Annotated in this window: 16 protein-coding genes and 2 pseudogenes; 9 read left to right on the top strand and 9 right to left on the bottom strand. The window is 72.4% G+C overall.

Annotated elements, in window-relative coordinates; genetic code table 11:
• Positions 1 to 360 (bottom strand): annotated as a pseudogene (locus tag AB0O00_RS07800) (AAA family ATPase); the annotation flags it as partial.
• A gap of 313 nt (positions 361 to 673) precedes the next feature.
• Between AB0O00_RS07800 and AB0O00_RS07795 the strand changes: the two are divergent.
• The gene (locus tag AB0O00_RS07795) at positions 674 to 955 is read left to right on the top strand and encodes a hypothetical protein (protein ID WP_363649224.1); all 282 of its coding nucleotides are present in this window, start codon (positions 674 to 676) and stop codon (positions 953 to 955) included.
• A complete protein-coding gene (locus AB0O00_RS07790; protein ID WP_363649223.1) occupies positions 952 to 1,287 on the top strand; it encodes a hypothetical protein in 336 nt (111 codons plus the stop codon). Before AB0O00_RS07795 ends, AB0O00_RS07790 begins: the two co-directional genes overlap by 4 nt.
• A gap of 68 nt (positions 1,288 to 1,355) precedes the next feature.
• Here the strand turns inward: AB0O00_RS07790 and AB0O00_RS07785 are convergent, their stop codons facing one another.
• Positions 1,356 to 2,276, bottom strand: coding sequence for a pentapeptide repeat-containing protein (locus AB0O00_RS07785; protein WP_363649221.1), 921 nt, complete (start codon positions 2,274 to 2,276; stop codon positions 1,356 to 1,358).
• A 121-nt stretch (positions 2,277 to 2,397) separates the two neighbouring features.
• Here AB0O00_RS07785 and AB0O00_RS07780 point away from each other — a divergent pair, with 121 nt between their 5' ends.
• A complete protein-coding gene (locus AB0O00_RS07780) occupies positions 2,398 to 3,072 on the top strand; it encodes a GNAT family N-acetyltransferase (protein WP_363649219.1) in 675 nt (224 codons plus the stop codon).
• 18 nt (positions 3,073 to 3,090) lie between these two features.
• Here AB0O00_RS07780 and AB0O00_RS07775 read toward each other — a convergent pair whose 3' ends face one another.
• Entirely contained in the window at positions 3,091 to 3,903 is an 813-nt protein-coding gene (locus tag AB0O00_RS07775) for an SGNH/GDSL hydrolase family protein (RefSeq protein ID WP_363649217.1), read from the bottom strand.
• A 224-nt stretch (positions 3,904 to 4,127) separates the two neighbouring features.
• A pseudogene (locus AB0O00_RS07770) lies at positions 4,128 to 4,478 on the bottom strand (helix-turn-helix domain-containing protein); the annotation flags it as partial.
• A 98-nt stretch (positions 4,479 to 4,576) separates the two neighbouring features.
• Between AB0O00_RS07770 and AB0O00_RS07765 the strand changes: the two are divergent.
• A complete protein-coding gene (locus tag AB0O00_RS07765; protein ID WP_363649215.1) occupies positions 4,577 to 5,791 on the top strand; it encodes a pyridoxal phosphate-dependent aminotransferase in 1,215 nt (404 codons plus the stop codon).
• A 28-nt stretch (positions 5,792 to 5,819) separates the two neighbouring features.
• The gene (locus AB0O00_RS07760) at positions 5,820 to 6,152 is read left to right on the top strand and encodes a YnfA family protein (protein ID WP_363649213.1); all 333 of its coding nucleotides are present in this window, start codon (positions 5,820 to 5,822) and stop codon (positions 6,150 to 6,152) included.
• Between the two features lie 93 nt (positions 6,153 to 6,245).
• On the opposite strand, the gene AB0O00_RS07755 is transcribed toward AB0O00_RS07760, so the two are convergent.
• The 3 genes from AB0O00_RS07755 to AB0O00_RS07745 form a co-directional block, all read right to left on the bottom strand.
• The gene (locus tag AB0O00_RS07755) at positions 6,246 to 7,913 is read right to left on the bottom strand and encodes a metallophosphoesterase family protein (RefSeq protein ID WP_363649211.1); all 1,668 of its coding nucleotides are present in this window, start codon (positions 7,911 to 7,913) and stop codon (positions 6,246 to 6,248) included.
• 178 nt (positions 7,914 to 8,091) lie between these two features.
• Positions 8,092 to 8,346 (bottom strand): hypothetical protein, encoded by a 255-nt coding sequence (locus AB0O00_RS07750; RefSeq protein WP_363649209.1) that lies wholly within the window; start codon positions 8,344 to 8,346, stop codon positions 8,092 to 8,094.
• 240 nt (positions 8,347 to 8,586) lie between these two features.
• Positions 8,587 to 8,991: a (2Fe-2S) ferredoxin domain-containing protein gene (locus AB0O00_RS07745; RefSeq protein WP_363649208.1), complete on the bottom strand. Its 405-nt coding sequence runs from the start codon at positions 8,989 to 8,991 to the stop codon at positions 8,587 to 8,589.
• A 169-nt stretch (positions 8,992 to 9,160) separates the two neighbouring features.
• On the opposite strand from AB0O00_RS07745, the gene AB0O00_RS07740 reads away from it, so the two are divergent.
• Positions 9,161 to 9,508: a metalloregulator ArsR/SmtB family transcription factor gene (locus AB0O00_RS07740; RefSeq protein WP_363649207.1), complete on the top strand. Its 348-nt coding sequence runs from the start codon at positions 9,161 to 9,163 to the stop codon at positions 9,506 to 9,508.
• Positions 9,505 to 10,068, top strand: coding sequence for a S26 family signal peptidase (locus AB0O00_RS07735; RefSeq protein ID WP_363649206.1), 564 nt, complete (start codon positions 9,505 to 9,507; stop codon positions 10,066 to 10,068). Before AB0O00_RS07740 ends, AB0O00_RS07735 begins: the two co-directional genes overlap by 4 nt.
• Before the next feature lie 7 nt (positions 10,069 to 10,075).
• Here AB0O00_RS07735 and AB0O00_RS07730 read toward each other — a convergent pair whose 3' ends face one another.
• Positions 10,076 to 11,731 (bottom strand): FAD-binding dehydrogenase, encoded by a 1,656-nt coding sequence (locus tag AB0O00_RS07730; protein ID WP_363649205.1) that lies wholly within the window; start codon positions 11,729 to 11,731, stop codon positions 10,076 to 10,078.
• Between the two features lie 350 nt (positions 11,732 to 12,081).
• Between AB0O00_RS07730 and AB0O00_RS07725 the strand changes: the two genes are divergently transcribed.
• The gene (locus AB0O00_RS07725) at positions 12,082 to 13,050 is read left to right on the top strand and encodes an SGNH/GDSL hydrolase family protein (RefSeq protein ID WP_363649204.1); all 969 of its coding nucleotides are present in this window, start codon (positions 12,082 to 12,084) and stop codon (positions 13,048 to 13,050) included.
• A 78-nt stretch (positions 13,051 to 13,128) separates the two neighbouring features.
• Here the strand turns inward: AB0O00_RS07725 and AB0O00_RS07720 are convergent, their stop codons facing one another.
• A complete protein-coding gene (locus AB0O00_RS07720) occupies positions 13,129 to 14,250 on the bottom strand; it encodes a HoxN/HupN/NixA family nickel/cobalt transporter (protein ID WP_363649203.1) in 1,122 nt (373 codons plus the stop codon).
• Positions 14,251 to 14,495: 245 nt separating this feature from the next.
• Between AB0O00_RS07720 and AB0O00_RS07715 the strand changes: the two genes are divergently transcribed.
• Positions 14,496 to 14,817: CocE/NonD family hydrolase (locus AB0O00_RS07715; RefSeq protein WP_363649202.1), on the top strand; the 322-nt coding region annotated here is incomplete at its 3' end.

The following is a 14,817-nucleotide window of genomic DNA, read 5'->3' as shown; positions in this document are numbered from 1 at the left end:
CTGGTAGAAGACCCGGGAGACCGGCGCCCGCCAGTCGACCACCAGGGGCGGCACGGTCGGATCCTCGGAGATCCGGCGGCGGCCCACGTAGTAGCGCTGCCCCCGGTGCTCGCCGGCCGCCGGGGCGTCACCGAAGTCGAGCCGGCCGAAGAAGGCCGGACTGTCCGGCAGTTCCGCCATCCGCCGGGCCCGGGTCCGCAGGTACCGGCCGAGCGCCTCCGCACTCGCGCCGTCACCCGACACGTCCTCGCCCGCGATCACCTGGTACCCGGCATCGTCCACCTGCCGAGCGAGCGCCTCCCGACACCGGGCGACATGGGCCCGCTCCCGCGCGAGCTCGCCGTCGATCCCCGTCACCATGCCAAGACCTCCCGACCGTCGCCACCGAACGTACGAAGCCAGAATAGCTGAACCCAGTAAAGAATCTACTCGGGTCAATATCATGCTTCGGTCAAGCCGAGGGAAGGCTGCTCACACCCCGCCGGGACGGTGACGCCCACCACTGCCATCGCAGGGGCAGATCACAGCCGACCGAGCGGCCCCGCAATCCGGCACAGGACAGCTACCGTTGGGGAATACAGGGCCCGACCCAGTCGCCGGGAGGCCGACAGAGAAGGGGTTGGTGGGGATGGCCGAACACGGGCGCAGCGGGGACCGACCGGACCTGCCGCCGATGACCACAGTGCAGGAGCTGCGGGCCGCGCTGCGGGCCGGCCACGGCTACCCCGGCGACGCGGAGCGACTGGACGCCGAGCTCGCCGAGCAGTTGCTCCGCCGGGTGCCGGTCGACCAGCTCGACCAGGTCGGCGAGGTCGGCACGGTGGTCGACCTCGTCGCGGTCGCCGAGATCGTCGCCGCTTACCGGGGCCGGGTGCTGCTCGCCGCCGACCGCGAGACCGCCGACGCCATGGACGAGGTCGCGAACGAGCTCCTGTCGCGGCAGGCCGCCGAGTGAACCACCCGCACGACGAGGGCGGTGCGAGTCACGGCGCGATCGCGGCCGTCACCGACCGCGCCGCCCAGCGCGCCAAGGAACTCGGTGTCGCCGAGGCTCTGGAAACGCTGCGCGCCGAGCTTGAGCACCGCCCCCGACTCGGCCGCCACATCCGCACGATCACCGAAAGCGGGCAACAGGTCGAGCTGTACTCCACCCGCATAGAGGGCGACCCAGCGGCCGGACGCCCAGCCGTCAACGTCGTGCATGCCTACGCGCCCGCGCCGCCGTGGCCTCCGACCGTGCGGATCGCCAACGTCGTGCCCGAGGACACACCCCACCCCGAGCCGTGAGCACCTGCGGGGCAGGTCCACCTACTTGCCCCGCGCTCCGGCCGCGCCATAACCCTGCCGCAGTCCCCCTACCGGCGGCGCGGCCGGGCGGCGCCGGGGCGGCCGGCGCTGCGGGGCTTGCGCGGGGTGGCCTGCCGGGGGGTGTCCGCCGGGGCCGAATCGGGCCAGTGGGTGGGGCGGGTCAGGCTCGCGGGGAGGCGGGTGGTGGCGTCGCCGCGGGCGGCGTTGAGTTGGGCCTGGGTGAGGAAGAGGGCCTCGGTGAGGTCGGCACCCGCCAGATTGGCGTCGCGGAGGTCGGCGCCGATGAGGTCGGCGAGCCGCAGGTCGGCGCCGCCCAGGTCGGCGGCCACCAGCAGCGCCCCGCGGAGGTTCGCGCCGCGCAGGTCGGCGCCGCGCAGGCGGGCTCCGAAGAGGTCGGCGCCGCGGTGCTCACGGCGGCGCGGGACGGCGGCGCGGACGTGCTCGCTCGCCCGCAGCAGGAGCTCGCTGACGCGCTGCCGGTGCGCGTTCACGTCGACGGCGAGAACCTCCTGCGGCGTGCCACCGGCGAGCCGGTCGGTCGCCTCCAGGGCCTCCCGCAGCTCGGGGTGGACGGCGCGGGCAGCCTCGAAGCCGAGCGCCTCGCCGAGGTAGGCCATCAGCTCGTGCAGCTGCCGCACGACCGGGAAGACGTCGAACATCTCCCGCGCACTCCCCGGCTCCTCGCGCCAGCTGCGCCCGCCGTACGCGACCTGGGAGACGCGCTGGCCGGCGCCGAAGCAGTCGTAGACGGTGCAGCCCTGGAAGCCGGTGTCGCGCAGCCGTGCGTGGATCCCGCAGGTGAAGTCGGTCTGCAGGTTGCGGCAGGGGGTGCCGGCGGCCTTGTCGACCGCGAAGTCGGTGCCCGCGGCGAACGGGAGGGCGACGCAGCAGAGCCCGAAGCAGCTGGTGCAGTCGGATCGGAGTTCAACGGGGAGCGGTCGACTCACGTGCTGCGGTCCTTCCGGCATGGGAGCACCGCGTCGTTCCGGTGCGTCGAACCCGCCAAGCCTACTGCGGCCCTGGCCGTGCCCCTCCCCCGTAGGTAAGGTGTGCAGTACAAGTTCATCTCTTACACGCGGGGGTAGACCGATGCAGGACCCGGACACCACGGAACTCGTCCGCCGCTGGATCTCCGGCTGGGTCGCCTCCCGGGGCGCCGCCGAACCCGTCGCCGAGCCGTGGGGCTGGAGCATCGACGTCGGGTCGCCGACCGGCGAGGTCGCCCGGCACGTGCTGCCGCGGCCCGTCGAGGGCGACGTCCGCAAGATCGCCGGGGCGACGACGGCCCCCGGCACCTGGCTCAAGCTGTTCGCGGAGGACGACACCGTCCGCCCCTGGCTGGGGCCCGAGTGGCGGCTGGACGTGCCGGGCTTCCTGATGAGCCTGCCCCTCGACGGCGCCGCACGCCCCGCGCCGCCGGCCGGTTACACCGTCACCACCTGGACCCGCGGCGGCGTCGTCCGCACGCTGGTCCGCACCGCGGCCGGCCACCTCGCCGCCCGCGGACAGGCGGGCCTGGCGGGCCCGGTCGCCGTGCCGGACCAGATCGTCACGTCCCCGGACCACCGCCGCCGGGGCCTGGGCAGCATCGTGATGGGCACGCTCCAGCACGCCGCCCGCGAGGCCGGTGCCGACCAGGCCGTCCTGGTGGGCACCCCGGACGGCCGCGCGCTGTACTCGGCACTCGGCTGGACGGTCCACGCCCCGATGGCGAGCCTCGTCCTGGAGTCTGAGGCCCAGGGGCAGGACGGCGGCCGGCGGTAGGGCAGCAGCCCCGGCGCTTCAGCGGTAGGGCAGCAGCTCCGGGCGCTTCGGCGGGCGGCCGTCGCCGGAGGAGCGGCCGGTGAGGCGGCGGCCGATCCACGGGCCGAGGTGGGAGCCGATCCAGCGGGCGTCGGCGCTCAGCTTCTCGGTGCGGCCGCGCGGGGCGGCGGGCGGCAGCGGTGCGCGCCAGTCGAAGTCGGCAGGGCGGCCGATCGCCTCCAGGACGGCGGCGGCGACGCGGCGGTGGCCCTCGGGCGAGAGGTGCAGGCGGTCCTCGGCCCAGAGCCGGCGGTCGTCGAAGCAGGGCGCGGAGAAGAGGTCGACCACGGCGATGCCGTCGTCCTGGCCGAGCTCGTGCACGAAGGCCTTCATCCGCAGGATGGTGGGCAGGAGCCGGGCGCCGCCGGCCATCCTGCGGCTGGGGTCGGTGCTGGTGAACATGACGACGGTGGCGCCGGTGGCGCGCAGTGCGGTGGCGCAGCGGCCGAGCAGCCGCTCGACCTCGGCGATGTCGCAGCCGGGGCGCAGCACGTCGTTGAGGCCGCCGGCGAGGGTGACGAGGTCGGCGCCCATCCCGGCGGCGGCGGCGAGCTGTTCGTCGTGGATCTGGCCGATGAGCTTGCCGCGGACGGCGAGGTTGGCGTAGCGGAAACCGTCGGCCCCGGCCGCGTCCGCCGGCCCGTCCACCAGTTCGTGCGCGAGTTCGTCCGCGAGGGCGGAGGCGACCCGGTCGGCCCAGCCGCGGTAGTGGCCGTCAGGCATCAGGTCGTCGCACATGCCTTCGGTGAAGGAGTCCCCGACGGCGACGTAACTGCGGTACGTGGTGGGCACGGGCGCTCTCCGCTCTCCTCCGACTGCTCCGTGATCCGACGATCGTACGCTCGGACCGGAGCGCGCCGGTCCGCCGCCCCCACCCCGCTCATCGCGCACCGATCGCCCGTTTATCGGTGCGCGCCATCCTGGGCGCACGGGCGGCGGCCGGCCACGGGGGTGTCGACCGCCTTCCCTCATCAGCCCAAAACGACAGCGTCCACGCCGACCGGAGCCCCCGTGACCCAGTGCTCCCGCACCGCGTCCGTCGGCCGCTGCTCGCCGAGGGCCGGCAGGCCCCACTCGCCCAACGCCTCGATGACGCCCCGCAGTTCGCGTCCGCGCTCGGTGAGCTCGTAGACCGTGGCGTTGGCGGGCCGTTCGAGGCGGCGGCGCAGCGCGAGGCCTTCGCCCTCCAGTTGCTTGAGCCGGGCGGCGAGGATGTCGGTGGAGACGCCGGGCAGGTCGGCGTGCAGGTCGGTGTAGCGGCGCGGGCCACGGAGGAGTTCACGGACGATCAGGAGACTCCAGCGCTCCCCCACCGCGTCCAGGGCGCGGGCGACGGCGCAGTACTGGTCGTAGCTTCGGCGTGACATGTGGATCAGCATAGCCAAAAGGTTGGACTTTCCAAGTGCTTACTTGGTAGAACAAAGCAGAAGCAACGATGCGGGTGGTGACGGTCGGGAGGCCGCAGATGGAGTTTCGGCAGTCCAGCAAGCTCAATGACGTGTGCTACGAGATCCGCGGCCCGGTGGTCGACCAGGCCAACGCGCTGGAGGAGGCCGGGCACAGCGTCCTGCGGCTGAACACCGGCAACCCGGCACCGTTCGGCTTCGAGGCGCCCGAGGAGATCGTCCAGGACATCATCCGCAACCTCCCCAAGGCGCACGGGTACAGCGACTCGCGCGGCATCCTGCCCGCCCGCCGCGCGGTCGTGCAGTACTACCAGCAGCGCGGGGTCGAGGGCGTCGACGTCAACGACGTGTACCTCGGCAACGGCGCCTCCGAACTGATCCAGATGGCCGTCACGGCGCTGGTCGACGACGGCGACGAGGTGCTCGTCCCGATGCCGGACTACCCGCTGTGGACGGCCGTGGTGCGGCTGGCCGGCGGCAAGGCCGTCCACTACCTGTGCGACGAGGTGGCCGACTGGTACCCGAGCCTGGACGACATCGCCGCCAAGATCACCGCCCGCACCAAGGCGATCGTGGTCATCAACCCCAACAACCCCACCGGCGCGGTGTACCCGAAGGAGCTCCTGGAGGGCATCCTCGACCTCGCCCGGCGCCACGGGCTGATGGTCCTGGCCGACGAGATCTACGACAAGATCCTCTACGACGGCACCGAGCACCACTGCCTGGCCGCGCTCGCGGACGACGTCCTCACCCTCACGTTCAACGGCCTGTCCAAGGCCTACCGGGTGGCCGGCTTCCGCAGCGGCTGGCTGGTCGTCTCCGGGCCCAAGCAGCACGCCTCGGACTACCTGGAGGGCCTGACCATGCTCTCCGGCATGCGGCTGTGCCCGAACGTGCCCGCGCAGTTCGCCGTCCAGGCCGCGCTCGGCGGCCACCAGTCCATCGACGACCTCGTGCTGCCCGGCGGCCGGCTCACCGAGCAGCGGGACGTCGCGTACAAGGCGCTCAACGAGATCCCCGGCGTCAGCTGCGTCAAGCCCAAGGGCGCGCTGTACGCGTTCGCCCGGCTGGACCCGGCGGTGCACAAGATCGTCGACGACGAGCAGTTCGTGCTGGACCTGCTGCTCCGCGAGAAGATCCACGTCGTCCAGGGCACCGGCTTCAACTGGCCCCGCCCGGACCACTTCCGCTTCGTCACCCTCCCCCGGGCCGACGACCTGGAGACGGCGATCAACCGCATCGGGCGCTTCCTGGCGACGTACCGGCAGGTCTGAGCCTCCTCCCACCGCCTACGCTCGACGCATGACCGTCCTGCGCTCCATCGCCCTGTTCGCCGTCGCCGCGCTCGCCGAGATCGGCGGCTGCTGGCTCGTGTGGCAGAGCGTGCGCGAGCAACGGCCGTGGTGGCTGGCGGGCGTGGGGGTGGTGGTGCTCGGCGCGTACGGGTTCGTCGCCGCGCTGCAGCCCGACGCCGCGTTCGGCCGCGTGCTGGCCGCGTACGGCGGGGTGTTCGTGGCCGGTTCGCTGCTGTGGGGCGTGGCCGTGGACGGCTTCCGGCCGACCCGCTACGACGTGATCGGCGCGCTGGTCTGCCTCGCCGGGGTCGGCGTGATCATGTACGGACCCCGGCGCTGAGCCCGCGCGCAACGACCAGGCCCCGGCGCCGAGGGCCGTTCCGTCGGATGGAACGTTTCCTCGACACCGGGGCCCGGTTCGGGACTTCGGGGCCTACCAGCCCCAGCCGCCACCCTCGCCGTCGTCGTCCGCGCCGGAGTCCCAGCCCTCGCCGACGGTCCGCACGACGGTGAAGTGGTCGACCTGCTTGCCGGTGTCGGACAGCGCGGTCACCTTCATGGACGACTTCTGGCCCAGGTGCCCCGGGGTGACGTCGACCTTGATGAACGAGTAGTCGGTGTACCGCACCCGCGACCACTCGACGGTCTCGGACACCTTCTCGCGGCCCTTGGCGAAGTAGTACGTCTTCACCTCGTCGAGGCGGTGCTCGTTGCCCTCGTGGGTGTCCGGCACGTCGAACTTGTACAGGCTGCGGCCCGCCGCGCCCGCCGTCACGTACACGACGCCGTCCTTGGCCGGCTCCAGCGTGGCGCCGCTCGGCAGCTGCTTCGAGACCTTGTTGCCGAGGATCGCGTCGGTGCGCTCGTACACGTGGTTGTGGCCGTTGATGACCAGGTCCACGCGGTACTTCTCGAACAGCGGCACCCAGGCCTCGCGGACGCCGCCCTCGGAGGCGTGCGCGACGGTGGTGGAGAAGGCGCAGTGGTGGAAGAAGACCACGATGAAGTCGACGGTCTCGTCGCTGCGCAGGTCCTTGAGGGTGCGGGCGAGCCACTTGGTCTGCTTGCCGGCCGAGATGCCGAGGTTGACCGGGATCTCGTAGGAGACGTCGTTGGCGTCCAGCGAGATGACGCCGACGTTCTTGTAGCGGAAGCTGTAGACGCCCGGCACGACGCGCGGGTCCGGCCCGTTGTCCGGCAGGTAGAAGCGGGCGTTCTCGCCGCCGTAGCCGTTGGCCGAGTACCAGGCCTCCATGTCGTGGTTGCCGTAGGAGACCATCCACGGCACCTTGGCGGCGACCGTCTCGGTCTGGACCAGGAACTTGTCCCAGGTCTTGGCGTCGTACTTCGCCTTGTCCGGGTCCGTGCCGGAGCCCATCGGGTCGGCGTAGCAGATGTCGCCCGCGTGCAGGTGGAACGACGGGTTCTGGGCCAGGATGATGTTGTCGTTGTTCACGGCGTGGTCGCTGACACCCTGGTCGCCGAACGCGGTGAAGGTGAACGGCTCGTACACCTTGCCCCAGCGACGGTCGCGCGCGGGCGCGGTGCGGAAGGTGCTCAGCGTGGAGATCTGCTGCTGCGAGGCCGGGTCGAAGCCCTGGTGGCCCACGCCGTAGTAGTACGTGGTGTCCGGCTCCAGGTCCTCCAGCGCCACGTGCAGGTAGTACTGGTCCACCGGCTGGCTGCCCGGGATCAGGGCGGGCGTGTGCAGCGCCCGCACGTCGGCCTCGACCTTGTGGCCGAGGTCCCACGGGTGCTTGCCGAAGCGCAGGAACGGCTTCTTGACCGGCACCGGCACCTGCCACGAGATGCGGAACTGGGTGTCCGGCTCGGGGCCGAACTGGAGGTGACGCCCGGTCGGCGCCACGAGCGCGCCGTCGATCCCGTCCGCCGTGGCGCCCGTCAGCAGCTGCGGGGTGGCCGGCGCCGCGGACGCGGTGCCGCTGCCCAGCGCACCGCCCACCGCGATGGCGCCCACCGTGACGGCACCGGCGCGCAGCATCCGGCGACGGGAGAAGCGGGCCCGCAGGTACTCGTGCTGCTCGGCCATGCTCATGCGTTCGGCGAGCTTGGCCGGTACGCCCATGTGAGGGATATCCATGCGCGGGACTCTTCCAGCGGAGCGTTGCCCGCACACGGACGCACGGTGAACGGACAGGTGCGCGAATCCCACCCGGACACCAACAGAAGGTCAAGAACACGCAAAGGTCATGTCCGCAGCGGCACCGATGCCCAATCATGGCCCACCACTCGCAACGGGCATGACCCCCTGTCGGGCCTCAGCCGGACGGCTCGTCCCAGCTCGTGGTCGCGCGGTTGCCGGTGCCGTCGCAGGTGCGGCAGATCTCGTCGCGGTAGGCGTGCTTGGCGCCGCCCGCGTCCACCCGGTAGCGGACGTACACCCCGGTGCCGTCGCACAGGAAGCAGTTGCCGCCCCCGCCGCCGACCTCCGTCGTCCCGGTGCCCTGGCACGTGCGGCAGCTGAGGCCGGCGGTGCGGCCGGTGCCCGCGCAGATGCGGCAGACCGTGGTCATCGTCTTCCTCCCCTGGCGGATCCGATCGGAGCCTCCGGCCATGGTAGTCGGGGCCTCCGACGGCTCGCCCGGGGATGTCCGGAGGAACTCGGTTCACACGCCATCCATCCGTTCGCGGGCAGAGTCCACCGCGGTTTCGCCGCGCCACCGGAACCCCAACCGTCGCTTGCCATAGGAAACATGACGATGGGTCACACGAGAACCAGACCATGGTCCGCGATAGGCGTCACGACAGGGGCGTCACTCCGGCAGGCCCTCGCGGATGCGGCGGGAGACCGCGATCTCCTGGAGGTCGAGCAGCCCTGGCGGATCCACGACACCGGGGCCGCCCGCGTGCACCCAGGCGGCGATCTCGTCGATCATGTCGTCGGCCAGCACCCAGCCCAGCCACACCGGCCGGCCCCCTGCCGCACGGCCCTCGCCGGACGGGCCGACCACGACCACGTTCGAATGCGTGCACGCGTCCAGGCACTTGACCGCCCGCACCCGGCCCGCCGAGCCGACCGCCTCGCGCAGCCGCTCGTACTGCCCGGCGTGGTCCACGCCCGGGTGCTTCTGCTCGGTGCCGCAGCAGCAGCCGCGGCAGACCGTGACGGTCACCGGGGAGGCGGCGGCGCGCGGGCGGTCGCGGTCTCGGCGGCTCATGGGTACGGCTTCTCCTCTGTTCGGCGGCCCGTCGACGGCTGAGTCGGCGGCCGGTCAACGGCTGGTCGGCGGCTGAGCCGGCGGCCCGTTCGGCCTCCGCAGCGTACCCGCACGGTTCCGGACCTCCCGCGGGTGCCGCCCGCCCGAGGGCGGTCCGTAGGATGCCCCCATGGGACATGTGACCGCCGACAGCGCCGTACCGCGGATGCGCCTGGACGCCTCCAACGCGGCCAAGGTGGCCACCACCCTCCAGGCCCTGGCCACCCCCTCCCGCCTGCTGATCCTCGGCCGGCTACGCGAGGGCCCGCTGGCCGCGACCGAACTCGCCGAGGCCGTCGGCCTCGAACAGTCCGCCTGCTCGCACCAGTTGCGGCTCCTGCGCAACCTCGGCCTGGTCGTCGGCGAGCGCCGCGGCCGGTCCGTCGTCTACTCGCTGCACGACGACCACGTGGCCGCGCTGCTCGACCAGGCCGTCTACCACGTCGACCACCTCCGGCTGGGGCTCACCGACCGGTGAACGGAAAGCGGCTCCGGAGGATCGCGGTCCGGACGGCGGGACTGCTCGTGGCGGGCCTCGGCTTCGCCGTGCTCCTCACCGGCTACGCGACGAAGACCCTGGACGGCGACCTGCTCCTCACCGACCGGGTCCGGGCCGAAGACGTGCAGCGCGGTGAGATCCACTACCTCGGCACCCCGCCGGCGACGGACCACGCCTTCCTCGAACGGGTCATGGCCCTCGCCGGGGACCGGATCACCTGCCGGGCCGGGCGGTTCACGCTCAACGGGCACCCGGTGGACGGCACGTGCCCGCGCGATGTCGACGTCACCGTCCTGCCGGGCCAGGCCTTCGTCCTGGACCGGCAGGGCACGGCGACGGTGAACCTGGCGCAGCTCGGCGAGCGGGTGGTCTGGCACACCGGCACCGATGCCGAAACCCCTCCCCTGCCGGGCAAGCTGATCGGCGCGATCGCCCTGCTCGCCTTCGGCCCGGTCCTGTTCTTCGCCGACGAGATCGCCGACGAGATCGCCTCCGTGAGCTTCCGCCGGGCCAAGCGGACTGCAGCTACGGTGAATTGACCAACCGTCAGGCCGTCGCCTCCGCCGCCGCGCGCCCTGCCGCGCGGCCCGAGAAGAGGCAGCCGCCGAGGAACGTCCCCTCCAGCGAGCGGTAGCCGTGCACGCCTCCGCCGCCGAAGCCCGCCGCCTCGCCCGCCGCGTACAGACCCGGCAGCACCTCGCCGTCCGGCCGCAGGACGCGTGAGGCGAGGTCGGTCTCCAGCCCGCCCAGGGACTTGCGCGTCAGGATGGTGAGACGCACGGCGATCAGCGGGGCCGCCGACGGGTCGAGGATGCGGTGCGGGGCGGCGGTGCGCACCAGACGGTCGCCGAGGTAGCGGCGGGCGCCGTGGATCGCGGTGACCTGGAGGTCCTTGGCGAAGGGGTTGGCGAGCTGCCGGTCGCGGTTCTCGACGGTGCGGCGCAGCTCGTCCGGGTCGATCAGCGGCCGGCGGGTCCTGGCGTTCATGCCGCGGGCGAGGTCCGGGAGGTTGCCCGCGACGACGAAGTCGGGCCCGTGCCGCAGGTGGGCCCGGACCGGGCCGGGCGCGCCGGGCAGGGCGCGGCCGAGCACGCCGCGCACCGACTTGCCGGTCAGGTCGGGGTTCTGCTCGGAGCCGGAGAGGGTGAACTCCTTCTCGATGATGCGCTGGTTGAGGACGAACCAGGTGTGCTCGTGCCCGGTGGACATGATGTGTTCGAGCGTGCCGAGGGTGTCGAAGCCGGGGAACAGCGGCACGGGCAGCCGGCGGCCGGTGGCGTCGAGCCAGAGCGAGGACGGTCCGGGCAGGATGCGGATGCCGTGCCGGGCCCAGATCGGGTCCCAGTTCTCGATGCCCTCGGTGTAGTGCCACATGCGGTCGCCGTTGACCAGGTTCGCCCCGGCCGCGCCCGCGATGCCGAGCATCAGGCCGTCGACGTGTGCGGGCACGCCGGAGAGCAGCCGTGCGGGCGGGGTGCCGAGCCGGGCCGGCCAGGCCTTGCGGACGAGTTCGTGGTTGCCGCCGATGCCGCCCGACGTGACGATCACGGCCTGGGCACGCAGTTCGAACCGTCCGGCGACGTCCCGCGAGCTGGCCTCGCCGCGGGCCGCCGCGCTGGGCTCCAGCACCTCGCCGGTGACGGTGTCGGTGACGCCCGCGGTGGCCGCGAGCCCGGTGACGCGGTGACGGAACCGCAGGTCGACGAGCCCGCGGGCGGCCGCGGCGCGGACCCTGCGGACGAAGGGTTCGAGCAGTCCGGGCCCGGTGCCCCAGGTGATGTGGAAGCGCGGCACCGAGTTGCCGGGCCCGTCGGCGAGGAAGCCGCCGCGCTCGGCCCAGCCCACCACGGGGAAGAACCGCACGCCCATCGCGTGCAGCCAGGCGCGCTTCTCGCCGGCCGCGAAGTCGACGTACGCCTCGGCCCAGCGGCGCGGCCAGGCGTCCTCGGGCCGGTCGAAGCCGGCCGTGCCGAGCCAGTCCCGCATCGCGAGGGCGTGCGAGTCGCGGATCCGCATCCGGCGCTGCTCGGGGGAGTCGACGAGGAAGAGGCCGCCGAAGGACCAGTGCGCCTGACCGCCGAGCGAGGCCGCGGGCTCCTGGTCGAGCAGGATCACCTTCCGTCCGGCGTCGGCGAGTTCGGCGGTGGCGGTGAGACCGGCGAGTCCCGCTCCGATGACGATGACGTCGGCGTCCAGGGCCATTGCGCAGTCCTCCGTCGCGGGGGTGTCCCGGGGGTGCGGACGGCGCGGGGGGCGAGCGCCGTCGCTGTGCGCCCGATACTGCGGCCTGCGGCGACGTCGGGTCAACCGGCGCGGCCCGCAGGTGACAAGCAGTCGCGGCCATTCCGCTCCTGGGCGTTTCGGAAATACCTTCGATACACAGTGGAGCGTAATTCGAAATAACCGGCGGCCCGGACCTGACGCATTTTCGGGAAATTCCGCGCAAAGCATGGACGGGCACGAAACCTGGCAGTAACTTACCTGCGAGTAGTAGCTGTGGCGCCCGGCTGGCACGACCCCCACCTCGTCGTTTCTCTTCCCCAGGAGGAACCGTGCTCCGCCCTGCCCGAAAGCCGTCCACCACCGAGAACACCCGCGGCGCGCGCACCCGCCGCGCCCGGAATTCCGCGCTCGCCGCCATCGCCCTCGGCGCCGCGCTCGCGCTCACCTCGACCAGCGCCCAGGCGGCCACCCCCGCCCCGAAGCACTACGTGGCGCTCGGCGACTCCTATGCCGCCGGCGCGGGCGTCCCCGGCCAGTCCGCCGGCCTGTGCCTGCGCTCCGACCACAACTACGGCCACCTCGTCGCCGCCGCCCTGGGCGCGGGCACCTACGGCGACGTCACCTGCGCCGCCGCCAAGGTCAAGAACCTCACCGAGCCGCAGTACGACCTGATCCTCAAGGTCAACGACCCGCAGCTGGACGCCGTGACCCCCGACACCGACCTCGTCACCCTCGGCGTCGGCGGCAACGACCTCGCGGCCAGCGACCTCGGCCTCGGCGAACTGGTCGCCACCTGCATCGCCGGAGCGGTCGTCAACCCGCTCGGCACGCCCTGCAAGGACGTCTACCACCACGGCTACTGGGACTGGCGCACGTGGTCCTGGCAGTACGGCAACGACGACCTCGCCGAGCGGATCGGCACCGACATCGCGCCGCACATCGCCGACATGCTCGGGCGCATCCACGCCAAGGCGCCCAAGGCCAAGGTGCTGCTGGTCGGCTACCCGTCCGTCCTGCCCGCCGACGGCAGGACGTGCGTCCTGCGCCAGCCCGTCACCCCGGGCGACGTCGAGTACATGCACGGCATCCTCGACCGGCTGAACGCCGCACTGAAGTCGACCGCGGCCGCCGGCGGCGCGACCTACGTCGACACCGCGACCCCGACCGCCGGGCACGACGTCTGCTCGGACGACCGCTGGATCGAGGGCGCGCTGCCCGGCTCGCCGGCCGTGCCGTTCCACCCGAACGCGACCGGCGAGAAGGTGATGGCGGACGCGGTGCTGGCCGCGCTGCGCTGACCCCCGAACGCCGAAGGGGCGGCGGACCGTTCTCCGGTCCACCGCCCCTTCGGCGTTCGGAAGCCGTTCTCGGGCGTGCTACTCCGCCTCGGTACCGGCCGAGGCCAGGCCCGCCGACCACTTCTCCTCGACCTTGCCGTACTTCCAGAACAGGATCGCCCCGGCCCAGGTGACCACAAACAGGCCGACGATCGCGTAGCCGACGAAGTTGAGGTCCAGGCCGCCGATCCAGCCGATCGGGCCGCCGGTGATGTCCAGCTTCTCGCCGAGCAGGCCGATCAGCTCGATCAGGCCGATCACCAGCGCGACCAGGACGGACAGGCCGGTGACGGTCAGGTTGTAGTAGATCTTGCGGACCGGGCGCGAGAACGCCCACTCGTAGGCGAAGTTCATGAACGACCCGTCGATCGTGTCCAGCAGGCTCATCCCGGCCGCGAACAGGATCGGCAGCGTCAGCAGCGCGTACCAGGGCAGCGAGAAGGCCGCCGCGCCGCCCGCCAGCACCAGCAGCGAGACCTCGGTGGCGGTGTCGAAGCCGAGCCCGAACAGCAGGCCCACCGGGTACATGTGCCAGGGCTTGGTGACCGCCCGGGTGACCTTGCCGAGGATGCGGTTCATCAGACCGCGCTTCTCCAGCTGGCGCTCCAGCTCCTCCTCGTCGTACTCGCCCACGCGCATCTTGCGGAACACCTTGAGGATGCCGTTGAAGGCGCCCAGGTTGATCAGGCCGAGCAGCAGCAGGAACGTCCCCGAGACGGTGGTGCCGATCAGGCCCGTCATCCGGTGCAGCGTCGAGTCGTCCGCCTCGACCTGGTCCGCGAGCGAGCGGATGCCGAAGGCCAGCAGGGCGCAGAGGCCGAAGACGATCGAGGAGTGGCCGAGCGAGAACCAGAAGCCGACCGACAGCGGCCGCTTGCCCTGGCCCATCAGCTTGCGGGTGGTGTTGTCGATCGCCGCGATGTGGTCCGCGTCGAAGGCGTGCCGCATGCCGAGCGTGTAGGCGGTCAGGCCCATGCCGGCGCCGAAGACCTGGCCGCCGACGTCGTAGTGCTCGGGCGCGACCAGCGCCAGCAGCGTGAACCAGCCGATCACGTGCAGCGCGAGGATGAAGCCGCCCATGCCGGCCAGCCGGATCCACTCCTCACGGGTGAGCCGGTCCCGCCATCTGACGGACGGGGTGCCTGCGGCGGGGGCGGCCATGCGGTGGTCCTTTCGGGGAGCGGAGTGCGGGGACATCCTTCCCTCGATGGGCAGGCAGTTGCAACCTGTTCGCAAATACTGAAGTGCCGCGCCTGATTCATCAGGAAATCGGCCCATTCCTCCCCTAGGGTCGGAATGCCGGTGCTTCCCTTGCCGGCACCCGCCGGCGCCTCCCCCTTGCCGGCACCCGCCGGCACTTCTCTGCTTGTCGGCGCTCACCGGCCCGGGACCCGATGGGAGCGGCAATGCCGTCGTACCCCTTCCACACCACGCGCGAGGACGTCCGCATCCCCCTGCCCGACGGCACCGAGCTGTCCGCCCGCGTGTGGCGGCCGGTCAGCGACGAACCCGTCCCCGCCCTGCTGGAGTACTCCGCCGGACGGCTCACCGACTGGTCCGCCGCCGACGACGCCCGCCGCCACCCCTGGTACGCCGGCCACGGTTACGCCGCCGTCCGGGTCGACACCCGCGGCCACGGCAACTCCGGCGGCCTGCCCGTCACCCCCGGCGACGACCACGAGCTCGCCGACGGGACCGCCGTGATCGCCTGGCTCGCCGCCCGCCCCT

The sequence above is a fragment of the Kitasatospora sp. NPDC093558 genome, assembly GCF_040683475.1.
Lineage (GTDB): Bacteria > Actinomycetota > Actinomycetes > Streptomycetales > Streptomycetaceae > Kitasatospora.
This window is presented reverse-complemented; position numbering and strand designations above follow the sequence as displayed.

Bases quoted from the DNA above. Each gene is read 5' to 3' on its own strand.
- AB0O00_RS07795 (WP_363649224.1), top strand. From the start codon at position 674: ATGACCACAGTGCAGGAGCTGCGGGCCGCGCTGCGGGCCGGCCACGGC.
- AB0O00_RS07785 (WP_363649221.1), bottom strand. From the start codon at position 2,276: ATGCCGGAAGGACCGCAGCACGTGAGTCGACCGCTCCCCGTTGAACTC.
- AB0O00_RS07780 (WP_363649219.1), top strand. From the start codon at position 2,398: ATGCAGGACCCGGACACCACGGAACTCGTCCGCCGCTGGATCTCCGGC.
- AB0O00_RS07765 (WP_363649215.1), top strand. From the start codon at position 4,577: ATGGAGTTTCGGCAGTCCAGCAAGCTCAATGACGTGTGCTACGAGATC.
- AB0O00_RS07760 (WP_363649213.1), top strand. From the start codon at position 5,820: ATGACCGTCCTGCGCTCCATCGCCCTGTTCGCCGTCGCCGCGCTCGCC.
- AB0O00_RS07755 (WP_363649211.1), bottom strand. From the start codon at position 7,913: ATGGATATCCCTCACATGGGCGTACCGGCCAAGCTCGCCGAACGCATG.
- AB0O00_RS07750 (WP_363649209.1), bottom strand. From the start codon at position 8,346: ATGACCACGGTCTGCCGCATCTGCGCGGGCACCGGCCGCACCGCCGGC.
- AB0O00_RS07745 (WP_363649208.1), bottom strand. From the start codon at position 8,991: ATGAGCCGCCGAGACCGCGACCGCCCGCGCGCCGCCGCCTCCCCGGTG.
- AB0O00_RS07740 (WP_363649207.1), top strand. From the start codon at position 9,161: ATGGGACATGTGACCGCCGACAGCGCCGTACCGCGGATGCGCCTGGAC.
- AB0O00_RS07730 (WP_363649205.1), bottom strand. From the start codon at position 11,731: ATGGCCCTGGACGCCGACGTCATCGTCATCGGAGCGGGACTCGCCGGT.
- AB0O00_RS07720 (WP_363649203.1), bottom strand. From the start codon at position 14,250: ATGGCCGCCCCCGCCGCAGGCACCCCGTCCGTCAGATGGCGGGACCGG.